This is a genomic window from Candidatus Methylacidiphilales bacterium (genome assembly GCA_025056655.1).
Lineage (GTDB): Bacteria > Verrucomicrobiota > Verrucomicrobiia > Methylacidiphilales > JANWVL01 > JANWVL01.
Genome location: JANWVL010000110.1, coordinates 126,370 through 139,834 on the forward strand (window position 1 = coordinate 126,370; position 13,465 = coordinate 139,834).

General features: G+C 49.1%; 14 protein-coding genes and 1 other RNA gene. 7 read left to right on the forward strand and 8 right to left on the reverse strand.

The window, feature by feature from the left end:
• Window positions 1-64 precede the first annotated feature (64 nt).
• Together NZM04_07265 and NZM04_07270 are read right to left on the reverse strand one after the other, a co-directional pair.
• A complete protein-coding gene (locus NZM04_07265) occupies window positions 65-1,207 on the reverse strand; it encodes a hypothetical protein (GenBank protein ID MCS7063824.1) in 1,143 nt (380 codons plus the stop codon).
• An 18-nt stretch (window positions 1,208-1,225) separates the two neighbouring features.
• The gene (locus NZM04_07270; protein MCS7063825.1) at window positions 1,226-1,633 is read right to left on the reverse strand and encodes a divalent-cation tolerance protein CutA; all 408 of its coding nucleotides are present in this window, start codon (window positions 1,631-1,633) and stop codon (window positions 1,226-1,228) included.
• A 48-nt stretch (window positions 1,634-1,681) separates the two neighbouring features.
• Here NZM04_07270 and ispG point away from each other — a divergent pair, with 48 nt between their 5' ends.
• Window positions 1,682-3,457 carry a (E)-4-hydroxy-3-methylbut-2-enyl-diphosphate synthase gene (gene ispG / locus NZM04_07275; protein ID MCS7063826.1) on the forward strand — a complete coding sequence of 592 codons (1,776 nt, stop codon included), beginning with the start codon at window positions 1,682-1,684 and terminating at the stop codon, window positions 3,455-3,457.
• 22 nt (window positions 3,458-3,479) lie between these two features.
• Here the strand turns inward: ispG and ssrS are convergent.
• Window positions 3,480-3,658, reverse strand: a non-coding RNA gene (gene ssrS / locus NZM04_07280) — 6S RNA.
• A gap of 99 nt (window positions 3,659-3,757) precedes the next feature.
• On the opposite strand from ssrS, the gene sufB reads away from it, so the two are divergent.
• The 5 genes from sufB (at window position 3,758) to NZM04_07305 (ending at window position 9,121) form a co-directional block, all read left to right on the forward strand.
• A complete protein-coding gene (gene sufB, locus NZM04_07285) occupies window positions 3,758-5,170 on the forward strand; it encodes a Fe-S cluster assembly protein SufB (protein MCS7063827.1) in 1,413 nt (470 codons plus the stop codon).
• A gap of 61 nt (window positions 5,171-5,231) precedes the next feature.
• Window positions 5,232-6,188: an HPr(Ser) kinase/phosphatase gene (hprK, locus tag NZM04_07290; GenBank protein MCS7063828.1), complete on the forward strand. Its 957-nt coding sequence runs from the start codon at window positions 5,232-5,234 to the stop codon at window positions 6,186-6,188.
• Window positions 6,189-6,194: 6 nt separating this feature from the next.
• Window positions 6,195-6,494 carry an HPr family phosphocarrier protein gene (locus tag NZM04_07295; GenBank protein MCS7063829.1) on the forward strand — a complete coding sequence of 100 codons (300 nt, stop codon included), beginning with the start codon at window positions 6,195-6,197 and terminating at the stop codon, window positions 6,492-6,494.
• A 13-nt stretch (window positions 6,495-6,507) separates the two neighbouring features.
• Window positions 6,508-8,271: a phosphoenolpyruvate--protein phosphotransferase gene (gene ptsP, locus NZM04_07300; GenBank protein MCS7063830.1), complete on the forward strand. Its 1,764-nt coding sequence runs from the start codon at window positions 6,508-6,510 to the stop codon at window positions 8,269-8,271.
• 97 nt (window positions 8,272-8,368) lie between these two features.
• On the forward strand, window positions 8,369-9,121 hold the full coding sequence (locus tag NZM04_07305; protein MCS7063831.1) for a nucleotidyltransferase family protein: 753 nt from the start codon (window positions 8,369-8,371) through the stop codon (window positions 9,119-9,121).
• Window positions 9,122-9,165: 44 nt separating this feature from the next.
• Here the strand turns inward: NZM04_07305 and alr are convergent, their stop codons facing one another.
• The 4 genes from alr to NZM04_07325 are packed head-to-tail and all read right to left on the reverse strand — an operon-like array spanning window position 9,166 to window position 12,218.
• Complete coding sequence (alr, locus tag NZM04_07310; GenBank protein MCS7063832.1) at window positions 9,166-10,281, reverse strand: alanine racemase; 1,116 nt, start codon at window positions 10,279-10,281, stop codon at window positions 9,166-9,168.
• Entirely contained in the window at window positions 10,278-10,868 is a 591-nt protein-coding gene (gene tsaB, locus NZM04_07315) for a tRNA (adenosine(37)-N6)-threonylcarbamoyltransferase complex dimerization subunit type 1 TsaB (protein MCS7063833.1), read from the reverse strand. Before tsaB ends, alr begins: the two co-directional genes overlap by 4 nt.
• 18 nt (window positions 10,869-10,886) lie before the next feature.
• Window positions 10,887-11,309 (reverse strand): tRNA (adenosine(37)-N6)-threonylcarbamoyltransferase complex ATPase subunit type 1 TsaE, encoded by a 423-nt coding sequence (gene tsaE / locus NZM04_07320; GenBank protein ID MCS7063834.1) that lies wholly within the window; start codon window positions 11,307-11,309, stop codon window positions 10,887-10,889.
• A gap of 12 nt (window positions 11,310-11,321) precedes the next feature.
• Window positions 11,322-12,218, reverse strand: a complete 897-nt coding sequence (locus tag NZM04_07325; protein ID MCS7063835.1) for a thiamine-phosphate kinase — start codon at window positions 12,216-12,218, stop codon at window positions 11,322-11,324.
• A gap of 36 nt (window positions 12,219-12,254) precedes the next feature.
• Here NZM04_07325 and NZM04_07330 point away from each other — a divergent pair, with 36 nt between their 5' ends.
• Window positions 12,255-12,710 carry an EVE domain-containing protein gene (locus NZM04_07330; GenBank protein ID MCS7063836.1) on the forward strand — a complete coding sequence of 152 codons (456 nt, stop codon included), beginning with the start codon at window positions 12,255-12,257 and terminating at the stop codon, window positions 12,708-12,710.
• Window positions 12,711-12,732: 22 nt separating this feature from the next.
• On the opposite strand, the gene bioD is transcribed toward NZM04_07330, so the two are convergent.
• The gene (bioD, locus tag NZM04_07335) at window positions 12,733-13,404 is read right to left on the reverse strand and encodes a dethiobiotin synthase (GenBank protein ID MCS7063837.1); all 672 of its coding nucleotides are present in this window, start codon (window positions 13,402-13,404) and stop codon (window positions 12,733-12,735) included.
• Window positions 13,405-13,465 lie beyond the last annotated feature (61 nt).

Genomic DNA, 13,465 nt, shown 5'->3' on the forward strand with positions numbered 1-13,465 from the left:
TGTTTGGGTTTTGGGTTTTGGCAGTGTAGTGGTGGAGGTGATGTATGGCAAGGGGGTGGGAGGGTCAAGGTAAATGGAGGATGGGGATGATGTCATGGAGGGGTTGGAATGCGGTTTCGTGGATGTGGAGTTGGGTGTTTGCGTGTGCTTGGAGGTAGAAGTGTTGAAGGGTCCAGTAGGTGGTGTTGTTGTGGGATGCTTGTATCCAAAGGGCATAGGATCCGGGGAGGAGGAGGTTGGAGTCGGTGAGGTTGCTCCAGGTGAAGGTGCCGTCGGGGGAGATTGGGAGGTCGATGATCTTGTTTTTGGGTGGGAGGTTGCGGATGTCGTTGTTGAATTGTTCGTAGTAGGATTGGATTTGGGAGTTTGTGGAGATGAGTTTTTGGCGGATGGGGCGGAGCGCGTTTTCGGTTTGGTGGAGGGTGTTTTGGAGTTGTTCGAGTGTGGAGATGGTCTCGGTTTGTTGTTTTTTGATGGTTTCTGGGGTGTGGCGTGATAGTAGTTTGTTGCGTTTTTCTTGGAGGGTGCGTTTTTGGTCATTCCATTGGGTATCGTAGTTTTGCCAGATTTGGATGGCGCGTCGGAGCCAGTCTCTTTCTTCTTCGACATTTAGGTTAGGTGGGGGAGAGTAGAGGGAGAGGCGGAAGGCGGTGATGATTTTTTCGGCGGTGAGGGGGGATCGGGTATCGAGGGTGACTTTGAGCTTTTGAATTTCGGCACGGCGGCGGATGACGTTGGCGAATTCTTCGAGGCGTTTGCGGTATTGTTGATCGAGTTGGAGTTCTTCGTTGTTTATTTCTTGGAGGGCAGAGGTGAGGAGGGCGTTGTCTGAGTCGAGGTTGAGTAGCTGGATTTGGAGTTCGGCGAGTTGGTTTTCGGTTTCTTCGATTTTTTGGACGGTCTCTCTGATGATTTTGCGGTAGTGGGAGATTTCTGTTTCGAGTTTGAATTGTTCACGCACGAGGGGGATAAGGATTTGGCGGTATTGGAGGATGAGGGAGTCGAATTTCGATTGGATGGGGTGTAGGATGGTGACGTGGGTGGGGAGCTGGAGTTTGCGGAGGTAGATGTGGCCTGTGAGGCGCATTTCGGATAGGCCGATGAAGAGGTAGTAGCCTAGGGCTAGTGTGGTGGTGAGCAGGAGGATGTAGGTGGTTTTTCTGAGTATTGTGGCATAGCGGCGCTGTTCAGGTGTGAGGAGTCGCATTGGATGTGGGAGGGGAGCTTATTGTGGGGGTGGGGTGAGAGAAGATAACCACCATTGTTGGAAGCTCGGGCTGATTTCGTGCGGTGTGAGAAGGAGCCATTGGGGACAGGTGTAGGGATGGTGTCGGGTGAGGAGATCGTAGAGGGTATGGGCGAGTTTTTGGGTGGTTTTGAGGGTGATGAGGATTTCTTCGGTTGAGGTGATTTTGTTTTCCCATGTGAAGTGGGATTCGATGTGGGGTATCAGGTGTGCGCAGGCGACGAGGCGTTGGGTGAGTGCGAGTTGGATAAATTGAACGGCTTGCGGGCGGTGGGAGGCTGGGTATGTGGTGATTGCCCAGCGGTATGGGTATGGTTCCTCCATGTGGGAATGGTAGTGGATGGGCTGGTGGGGGGCGAGTTTTTTTCTTATGGGTGGGGAGTGCACTTGATTGTGGGGATGGAGCGTGTTAATTCAAGTTGAGTTGTGTAGGTTATGGATGAAAAGCTTGTGTATTTGAGAGAGCCTTATGTTTATAAGCGGCGTGTAACACGCGCTGTGAGGGTGGGAAAAGTGCAGATAGGTGGGGGGGCTCCGATTGTGGTGCAATCGATGTTGACATGCGATACGATGGACACGGCGAAGTGCGTGGAGCAGACGTTGGAGCTGGTGAAGGTCGGCTGTGAGGTGGTGCGAATTGCGGCGCCGACGGTAAAAGACGCTGCGAATTTGAGGAATATTAAGGAGGCGTTGCTAGCAAGGGGGTGTGATGTGCCAATCGTGGCGGATATTCATTTTAAGCCGGAGGCGGCTATGGAGGCGGCGCAGTGGGCAGATGGTGTGAGGATAAACCCTGGGAATTTTGCGGATAAAAAGAAATTTCAGGTGAGAGAGTATACACGGGAGCAGTATGAGGAGGAGTTGCAAAGGATTGAGGAGTGTTTTGCGCCTTTGGTGAAGTTGTGTCTGGAGCGTGGGATAGCGATGCGGATCGGCACCAATCATGGTTCGCTTTCGGATCGGATCATGAATTACTATGGTGATACGCCACTGGGGATGGTGGAGAGCGCTTTGGAGTATGCGCGGGTGGCGCGGAAGTATGGTTATCACAATTTTGTTTTTTCGATGAAGTCTTCTAATCCGAAGGTGATGATTCAGGCCTATCGGCTTTTAGTTGCTAAGCTGGATGCGGAGGGGCCGGATTGGAATTATCCGTTGCATTTAGGGGTAACTGAGGCTGGAGATGGAGAGGATGGTCGAATTAAAAGTGCGATAGGAATAGGGTCGCTGTTAATGGATGGGATTGGAGATACGATTCGGGTATCGTTGACGGAGGAGAGTGTGTATGAGATACCAGTTGGCAGAGCTTTGGTGGCGTGGGTGGAAAAGCTGCAGGCGAGTTGCGAAGGAGCTAAGATTTCGCCGCCGTTGGGATTTGATCCGTTTAGTTTTGAGCGGCGGGCGGTGCCGGTTTTCGAATTTAATGGGGTCAGGCTTGGAAAGGGTGAACCTGCTCGTGTGGTGGTGACAAGAGAGCAGAAAAGTATTTTAGAAAATCAGGGAAAAGGATTTGGAGAAACGCCGCCGGAGTTAGTGTTTGAGGAACTTAGACTGATCGAGGTTGATCCGGAGAACCGAGAAGAGATTGAGAAAGTAAATGCTCTTGCAGAAACGCATTTGATCACCGTGCCTGATGGTTGCAGGCTGAATCCTATCACCGCTTATCGGTTGCTAGATGCGCAGCTTGATAAGCGCCATGCGTTGTTGATTAAAGATACATTTAGACCACCGCAACCAGGAGTTGCTGAGGGGCTAGATCCCTTGGAAAGTTTGATCGCTGCGTCTGTCGTGATAGGGTCTTTAGTATGCGATGGGATTGGTGATGCGATCTGGGTGAGAAGCGAGCCTGGGGCCGGGGCTGCGTTGCGTTTAAGCTATAATATACTTCAAGCAGCGGGGAATCGCACATTTAAGACAGACTACGTCGCTTGCCCCTCATGCGGGCGGACTTTATTTAATTTGCAAGCTACCACAGCTCGTATCAAGGCTGCGACGTCGCACCTCAAAGGAGTAAAAATAGCTATAATGGGGTGCATCGTAAATGGGCCAGGGGAGATGGCTGACGCTGACTTCGGGTATGTCGGGGGAGCGCCAGGGAAGATCAACCTCTATGTGGGCAAGAATCCAGTTAAATTTAACATTCCAGAAGAAGAGGCTGTGGATCGGCTTAAAGACTTGATCCGCGAGCATGGAAAATGGACTGATCCATAGAAAATGGGTATTGCAATTAAGATGCTGCCCCAGGATTAACGTGGTGAAGGGGCTTTCAACCCATACAATCAAGGTGGGAGCGTCTTGAACATGTCGTCCGTCTTCCTGTATGAGGCGTGACGTCGGACAAGCCATCAGCCCCCATAAGGTTTACATCGGCAGAAAGACATTCTTCAATCAGCACGATTAACCCAGGGCATGTGAATTAATTTACATTCTCTCTTCTTTCTGCAAAGTTATTCTTGCGGCATAATCTTTGGTGGGTTTGACAACCGCTAAAAGTCGCATACGTTTTTGCACGTGAGCACTGAGACTCTTGATCTAAACAGCATAGACCAATCCAAAGGTGATTTTACTTATGACGTAAGATACACTTACGACGCGGGTCGAGGGCTTACTGAAAAAACAATAGATTATATTTGCGACGTCAAAAATGATCCTCAATGGATTCGAGAGTTCCGTCATCATGCTTTGAAAGTTTTTCTGTCGAAACCTACGCCGACACATTGGGCTAGCCGGGAGCTTGAGAAAATAGATTATGATGTTTTTCGCTATTATTTGTCTCAAGGGCCAAAGCCCAAGAAGAGCTGGGAAGAGGTGCCGGAAGAAGTCAAAAAAACATTCGAGCGGCTCGGCATACCAGAGCAGGAGCGTAAATTTTTAGCTGGGGTGGAAGCGCAGTTCGATAGCGAAGCTGCATACTCGAACATCAAAAAAGCTATCGAAGACCAAGGAGTAATATTTGTCGGCAGCACTGAAGGTTTGCATGAATATCCAGACATTTTTCGGCCTTGGTTTAGCAAAGTCGTTCCCGTAGGAGATAATAAGTTTAGTGCGCTCAACTCGGCTGTCTTTAGCGGAGGAAGCTTTATTTATGTGCCTAAAGGTGTAAAGGTCAAACATCCTCTCCAGGCCTATTTTAGGATCAACGCAGAACAGTTTGGTCAGTTCGAACGCACTTTGATCATCGCTGACGAAGGGGCTGAGGTCACTTACATGGAAGGCTGCACAGCTCCCAGGTTCAACACGCCGACTCTGCATAGTGCGGTGGTAGAACTTGTCGCACTCAGGGGCGCAAAAATTCAATACATTACCGTGCAGAATTGGGCGCCAAATGTGTTCAATCTCGTTACAAAACGTGGCCTTGCACACGAGGAATCTGAGATCAAATGGATTGACTGCAACATCGGCTCGCGGCTGACTATGAAGTATCCTGGCGTCATCCTCAAAGGGCGTAAGGCGCGCGGAGAAGTGATATCAATCGCCTTAGCCAACAACGGCCAACATCAAGACACGGGTGCAAAGATGATACACGCTGCTGATGAGACGACGTCGATTATTGTCTCCAAATCCATATCGATAGGTCAAGGTCGAGCCAGCTACCGAGGGTTAGTGAAGATTCCTAGCCATCTGAAAGGTTGCAAGAATAACACAGAGTGTGATGCCCTGCTGATTAACACGAATTCTCGCACTGACACATATCCGGCGATCACTGTGCGGGGCGACAAAAACTGTGTCCAGCATGAAGCCAGCGTCAGCAAAGTAAGCGCTGAGCAAATTTTCTACATGCAGCAACGAGGCCTTACTGAAGCTCAAGCTATGAGTCTCTCGGTGAACGGTTTTGTTAACGATCTTGTGCGTCAGTTTCCGATGGAATACAGCGTAGAGCTCAAACGACTGATAGACCTGGAAATGGAAGGTTCCGTCGGATAAGGGCACTCATTAATCAGGCTTTGAAAATTCCCCACTGCTAGCACATAGTGAGAATATAACTATGTCTAGCAAGCCTTCTATTCCTGAAGTGACCGTGGGGCATTTCTACACACAGCACGCCGAAGCTCTCCAGCTCAAGCTACTAGCCGGCGCTGGTGGCCTAAATCGAGTTATAAAACAAGGAGCAGTAAATCGACCCGGACTCGCCCTTGCTGGGTTTTATGTTGATTTTGCACATGATCGTGTGCAAATCATCGGTCGCGCTGAGACGGCCTACCTCAAATCCCTCGGCGAAGATTTAAGCCGCGTTCGGCTTCGAGAACTATTCCGTCATAACATCCCATGTTTGATCTTCGCTCGATCTATCGTGCCTCCGAAGGTTGTGCTTGAAGAAGCTGAAGCAGAAAACATCGCTGTGTTTAGTTCGCCAATGACAACCTACCGCTTAGTCAACGCGGCAACAATATGTCTCGAAATGGATTTTGCACCGACTACAAGCGAGCACGGCAGCATGATTGATATCCAAGGAATTGGCATTCTCGTGCGTGGAAAGAGTGGAGTTGGAAAAAGTGAATGCGTGTTGTCTCTTATCGAGAGAGGACACAGCATCGTCTCGGATGATATTACGCGCTTTAAGCTGATTGAAGGCCGCGAGTTGGTAGGAACGGCGTCCGATCTTACCAGATTCCACATGGAAGTCAGAGGACTCGGTATCATTAACCTTGCGAGCATATTCGGGGTGCGTTCAATCAGATTAGAAAAAACATTGGACCTCGTCTGCACCCTGAAAGATTGGAATGAAGTCGAGAATATCGAACGAGTCGGCATGGAGACCGAATACTATGAAATTTTAGGCATCAAAGTCCCCCACGTTACAATACCTGTGCGTCCGGGGCGAGATTTGGCAAGCCTTGTCGAGGTAGCAGCTATGGATCAAAAGCTAAAGCGGATGGGACAAAATTCAGCAGTTGAATTTAACCAACGCCTCATTCAATCTATGAGCAAGCCCATACGGTAAAGACCCATGACATTTGCTATCCAGAACCTCGCTTCAGACAAAGCTGAGCTCCACATAGAGATCCAGAATAAGCTCGGCCTGCATGCCCGACCCGCGGCGATGTTTGTACGAGTGGCCAATCGTTTCTCTTCGGAAATCATCGTTGAAAAAGATGGCGAAGAAATCAACGGAAAAAGCATCATGGGCTTGATGCTCCTTGCTGCAGGCCAAGGTTCCAAGTTGAAAATTATTGCTACTGGCAAAGATGCGCACGAGGCCTTAAGAGCCCTGGGCGAAATCATCGAACGAAAGTTCGACGAAGAATAATCCCACCAAGCCTATGCCTGAAAGCTCGCCGGCACAACTCACTCTTCGTGGGCGTGCCGCAGTGCCCGGAGTAGCCTTCGGCCCGATTGTCATATTTCAGAGAGGCAAAAATATTGTTCGAAAACGAAAAATCACAGAAGACCAGATACCATCGGAAATCAATCGTCTTGAAGAAGCGATCCTCAAGACACAACAAGAGATACGCAGGATCCATCAAAAAATGAAAGAAGCGACTTCACAGGAAGACGCAGCCATTTTTGATGCCCACCTGCTCTTCGTAGACGATGCCATGATCATTGAAAACGTTAAGAGGCGACTTCGAGAAGAGTTGTTAAATATCGATTACATCTACCACGATGTCGCTCGACAATATGCAGAACAATTAGCTGCAATGGACGATCCATACCTCAAAGATCGTGCAGCGGATGTTACTGACGTAAGTGGACGCGTCTTAGCCCACCTTAAGGGCGGATCCACAGGCTCGCAAATTTCTCTAGAAGCCCCCTCCATAGTTGTTGCTAACGACCTTCTCCTCACGGATCTCGCAGAGCTCGATCGATCGCTAGCTCTTGGAATCGCTACCGAACATGGCAGCTCTACATCCCACGTCGCCATCATGGCCCGCGCCCTCAATCTTCCAGCTGTAGTCGGTATCCGCGATCTTACTCAGCTTGTTTCCAATGCAGACTATGCGCTCATAGACGGTCACGAGGGCCTTCTTATTCTTCATCCCACTCAGCAAACGCTTTTCGAGTATGGTCAACTCGAGCATCGCCGCCGCCTTTTCGAAGAAAGCCTCAAAACGCTTCGCGATCTCCCCGCGCAAAGCACAGACGGTCATACCATCATCCTCTCGGGGAATATTGAGCTACCTCAAGAAATTCCCCTCCTCAAAGAACAAGGTGCAGAAGGCATAGGGCTATATCGCACAGAATTTCTCTTTCTAAATCACGATCGGCTACCCACTGAAGAAGAACAATTTCAAGTTTACAAATCGGTCGCCGCAGCAGTTAAACCTCATACCGTTATTCTTCGCACGCTCGACATCGGTGGAGATAAATCTATCCCCATCCCGCGGGCTACTGTCGATGCCAATCCATTCCTCGGATGGCGAGGGATACGCCTCGCTCTGGATTGCGAGGATGTCTTCGTCACACAGCTTCGCGCGATGGCTCGAGCTGCTATCGAAGGCAATATCAGCATAATGTTTCCTATGATTGCAGACATTCAAGAATTACGGCGTGCTAAAAAAATCTGGCATACCGTTCTCTCCGACTTGCAATCACAAGGACTCATCGACGATCGTCACATCCCTTGTGGCATGATGATGGAGATCCCATCAGCAGCGCTGATGGCAGAGGTATTTGCTCCAGAAGTCGATTTTATCAGCATCGGTACGAATGATCTCGTGCAATATACACTAGCAGTAGATCGGTTAAACGAACGCGTTGCCAATCTCTACCAACCTGCTCATCCAGCGGTCCTTCGTCTCATCAAACACATCATCGAAGCAGCTCATGCCGCTAAAATTTGGGTCGGCATCTGTGGGGAAGCAGCAGCCGATATCCGCCTGACACCTGTTTTTCTAGGACTGGGAGTTGATGAACTAAGCATGGGCTCTGTATCCATCCCGCGCGTTAAAAAAGCAATTCGTTCACTCTCTCGAGAGACATTGCGCCCCTTATGCGATGAATGGCTTAAGCTTTCCACCGCACAGCAAGTGCTTCAGCAGCTCGAGGAAATTGCTCAGACCTACTACCCAGACCTGCTCGTCTAACCGCGACGATCCCCAGAAAATAACCCCATACGAAGGATTTCTATTCAATCATTGCCACCACCAAAAATTCGAGCAATGATTCAAGTCTAATACCTCTATGAAGCTTCTCATCTTGGCCGCTGGATATGCCACACGCCTCTATCCCCTTACACAAAACACCCCCAAACCCCTCCTCCCCGTAGGCGGCCAGCCCATGATCAACAACGTTATCGAGCGAGTGACCACCATTCCCGGGCTCAACGAAATCCTTATCGTTACCAACCACAAATTTACTCCTCATTTTCAAACTTGGGCTTCCAACTACACCATCATCCATCCTCGTTATCGCATCACTATCATAGACGATGGCTCCACAGACGACTCCAATAAACTTGGAGCCATCGGCGATATTCACTTCGTTATTCGTCAAGGTCACGTCGGGGATCAAGATTTAGTGGTTGTCGCAGGCGATAATCTCTTTACCGAATCGCTTAAAGGTTTTGGAGAATATTGCCAACAAATCCACGCCCCTGTCCTAGCCGTCTATGATGTCGGGAATCTCGAAGAAATAAAAAAATACAACTCGATCTCACTCGATACAGACGGCCGCATTACATTCTTCGAAGAAAAACCCAACACCCCAACCACTACGCTTACCGGTATCGCTCTCTATTATTTTCCAAGACATATTGTCCCCCTTTTTGACACTTACATCCAAGAAGGGAACAACCCCGATCAACCTGGACGATTTATCCAGTGGCTCTATCCTCGCACACCTGTCTACACGTGGCGTGTGCCAGGGAAGTGGTTCGATATCGGCAGTAAAGAAACCCTCGAAGAGGTGAATCGCTATTTTGCTCGCTACTATTAACAAACGTTACTCTGTTTGCTTATCTCATCCAAGCTCTTACTCTCTCAAGCCACGATATACCGGCGCACGCGCTTGCTAATTCCCGTCAATACTTCCCACGGAATCACCCCCGTGCGCTCTGCGAGCTCGCGAACGCTTATCTCTTCAGAGCCACACTTTCCTACAAGTGTCACCTCTTCACCTGTTTGGATGCTCTCTCCCCTCATATAAATGGAACTTAAGTCCACCATCACTGCATCCATCGTTACACGCCCTAAAATAGGACAACGCCGTCCTTTAACCAAGATCTCCCCATTGTTTGAGAGCTTACGCGGATAACCATCCGCATATCCTACACTCACAACTCCCACCCAGGCATCTTCCTTTAGACGATAAGTTGCACCGTAGCTGATAGTCATTCCCGCGCGCATGTGCCTCACGAGTGAAACACGACTCTTCCACGTTAGCACAGGCCGTAGTTTCTCTTGATTCTGAATCAAGGGAGAGACGCCATACACCATCAAGCCAGGGCGGACAGCATCCCCATAAAGGCTCGGGAATCGCATCAATCCAGCGCTATTCGCTAAATGCCAAGGTCTTTGTGGAAGCTCTCTTAAGATGCCTCTGAAACGCTCTTCTTGAATTAAAGTCATCTTCTCATCCTCTTCGTCTGCACATGCTAGATGGCTATAGTAAGCTTCCACAACTAGCCACCTCGAAGAACGCAATATGCGCTCCCTCACAGCTGTAGTTCTGTCAGCGAAAAAACCTAAACGTCCCATCCCTGTGTCGAATTTCACATGCGCCCTAGCCTTTATTCCTACCCTTTCTGCTTTGTGTTCCAACGTTTCCCATTCTTCAAAACTTGAAAGCGTAAAAATCAATCCAGCTTTAATACCTTCTTCCATCTCCTCCGGTAACGCTGCCCCGAGTAGCAGAATTGAAGCGCTCAGGCCTGCTTCTCTTAATTCTAAGCCTTCCCGCACATTCGCTACACCCAACATTTCAACCCCATTATCTACTAAACAACGTGCCACCTCCACAGCTCCATGTCCGTAAGCATCCGCTTTGACGACCGCGATGATCTTCCGATCTTTTCCAATCTGTTTTCGAATAAATTGCACGTTGTGCTGCAGTGCAGTTAACGAAATTTCCGCCCACGAACGATCGCATCCTTTCATGACATCTTCTCGATCGGTAAATAAAAAGGTTCCAGACGTTCACGCTGCCAGTCTTGAAAATTAGGATCATCATAAAGATCTAGATAATCTTCGGCTCTAGGAAAAATTCGTTCCAACCGCTCATCTCTCCAATCTGCCGTAGCAGCAAGCGTGCCCTTTGAGAGACAGTTATCCAATTCTTCGCTTCTGACCATATAAGTTGCCCGATACAGCTTCCCCCGCTCATATTCCGTCACATACACACAACCCCTTCGAGCATCAGTTACTAAAATTAAGCGCGTCACATGACGCATCTGTCGTCCTTGGGAATAATGGCTCCATACCCCCCACACCTCGCATCCCTTTACTAAAGCCAATCCGTAAGCCATCGCTAAACCCACACGTATACTGGTAAAAGATCCAGGCCCGAGGCCAATCAAGATCTTGTCTAATGCGATGGATTCAAGCTCAAGACGGATTAACGCTCGGGTGAGGGATTCTGAATGACGCTGCGGAGAGAAGAAACGCTCGACCTTTCTCATTTCTTTCCCCCTTGCAAGGGCCACGGATCCATAAGCGGAGGAAGTTTCAATCGCCAAAACATTCATGCAGACCTTTGCTTATTTTTATATCGTCTCCCACGCGTAACTCCGCGCCTGCCCATAAAACGCAATTCGCATCTCCACCGTCTTCCCTTTTGGCATACCTCGTGGATGACGCTCAGGCCATTCTACGAGTGCTAGATCAGCCTCAGCGAGCATCTCATCAAAAAAACGCCAAAACGAAAAATCATCAGGTTCGATACGATACAAATCAAAATGATCCACACGCCTTGCTCCCCCTTCGTATGTGTGATGCAAAGTAAAGGTCGGACTTGTCACCTCTCCTTTGTAGCCCAGCGCATCCATCAAAGCCTGACACAGAGTCGTCTTGCCCACGCCTAAATCTCCTCGAACCGCGAGAACGGAATAATCACGCAGATTGTCCACCCAGCTTCGCATCCAAGTCTCCAGCGCATCTTTACCCTGTATGACAATTTCGCCTTTCATTTATTTTTTAACTCAATCGCCTCTTAGATGATCATACCCTTTCCAAGGCCATTCTCTGAGTGTCTCGCTTACGCGTCCACGCATTTCTCCAATGCAACTAAGCGGTGTTGAAAAAGGCCATTTTCGTTCCAAGCTTTTCGCCTTACTCTTCGGCACTGTAAATAGCAACTCATAATCTTCCCCTGTCTCCATTGCCTCATGAAGACTCACTCCAGGAAATCGAGGGATTCTTTTTTCATCTAATCTAACCCCCACATTCGAAGCCAATACCAGCCTGATCAAATCTATCCCTAAACCATCGCTGATATCCATCATCGCTGTGGGATAACCGTGTCGCGCTAGCCACTGTCCTTCTGCAAGTCGAGGTGAAAAAGTCAAATGCCGCCGAGGCATGGCGCCGCCGAGCCTACCCGTCACGTAGACGTAATCGCCACTCTTCGCGCCAGCGCGGCCAATCACTCTCTGAGTCCATCCAAGAGCTGCAACAGATAAGACCAGCTGCCGAGTGGTCACGGTCTCTCCTCCGACAAGCAAAAGTTTCACCTTGTCAGCCATAGCTTGCATTCCCGCATAGACAGCCTTAAGGCGGCTAGTGCTAATTCCACGGGGACGTCCTAAGGTCACTACAGCCACCCACGGTCGGCCTCCCATCGCAGCGATGTCGCTTAAGACGCGCGCTATCGCTTTGCGACCGACTAGCCTAGGAGATGTCGAGGATTCAAAATGCACATCTTCAACGATTGCGTCGGTCTTAAAAAGAAGATAACGTGACCGGCCGCTGCTAGTTACACTGAGGACGGCACAGTCATCTCCTACACCTTTTACTATGCTTGCATCTTGCTGCCAATAGCGGGTAAGAGTGGCAATCAACGAGATTTCGCTCAAGCCTGTATCCCGATAAGACTTCATTTGTCTCTCACGTTAAGACGGCTATTTTCAAAATCAATGACAGCCCAACGGAAAACAGTATCTGATCTATCCACATGCCTTACAGAGCCATGCTGGCTTGTGAAACAAGAACCCTCCGCTTACAGCTTTTCGCAATTTCTCGAAGAAAAGACAACGGCTTGGACAGGAGTTCGCAATCCACAGGCGCGTAAAAATCTTCGCGCAATGCGCAAAGGCGATTTTGTTTTTTATTATCACACAGGGAATGAGAAAGCGATTGTGGGTGCAGCTAAAGTTAAAAAAGAAGCATATCCAGATCCTACTGATACAAGCTGGGACTGTGTCGATCTGGAAGCGATCGGTTTTTTACCACGGCCTCTCCCCCTCGCTGAAATAAAGTCTGATCCCCGTCTTCAAGATCTTCCGCTCGTCCGCCAAGCACGCCTTTCGGTGATGCCTATTCCTAAAGACCAAGCGGAATATATTCTCCGGCGTTGTAGGGGAAACTCATGAAGCAGAACAGCCTGTCGAAGCTCTAAAAAAACACTTCTGAAACAATCGGACGATGCTCTTCGTCTTGAAGTCTGCCTTCACGAGTCCATCGAAAAGTAATGACACCTGTCTTTTTTTGAATCCAAGCGGCATGCCAATCTTCATAAAACGCGCCATGAGAGAAAAAATCATTTAAGACTACCGCTTTCACTTCCAACCCATCGGATAAAATGCGCTCCACCGTCAACAACGTATGGTTGATTGTGCCCAAGCTATTCCTTGCGACTACAATCACTGGGAAGCCTAGCATTTTAGCCCATTGAGATATATCCATATCTTCGGACAACGGCACGCGCCATCCTCCTGCCCCCTCGACCACACCGCAGTCGAACTGCTGCAAAGTCATGCACACGATGCTGTGCAGCTCTTCAAAATCAATTTTTTTAGTCTGCACGCCTAGTGATAGAGCACGATGCTGCTCTGCAAAATAAGGGGCGGCAGGCTCGTTCCAAAAGAAAGGGTTTATCTCATCCAGAGAAAGCGAGCTTTCAGAAGCTGATTGGAGAATCTGAGCATCTTCGCGATCCCCTGTAGCAAACGGCTTCAATCCGACAACACGACGACCTTGTTTTCGCCACGTCTGTAACAACCATGCACAAAAAGCAGTCTTGCCTACGCCTGTATCTGTTCCCGTAACAAAATAATAATGACGCATCTCCGTTATCTAAGCCGACTCCTTCATTGAAAGGCAACGTCGAGTTTGCTACCAAAGGGAG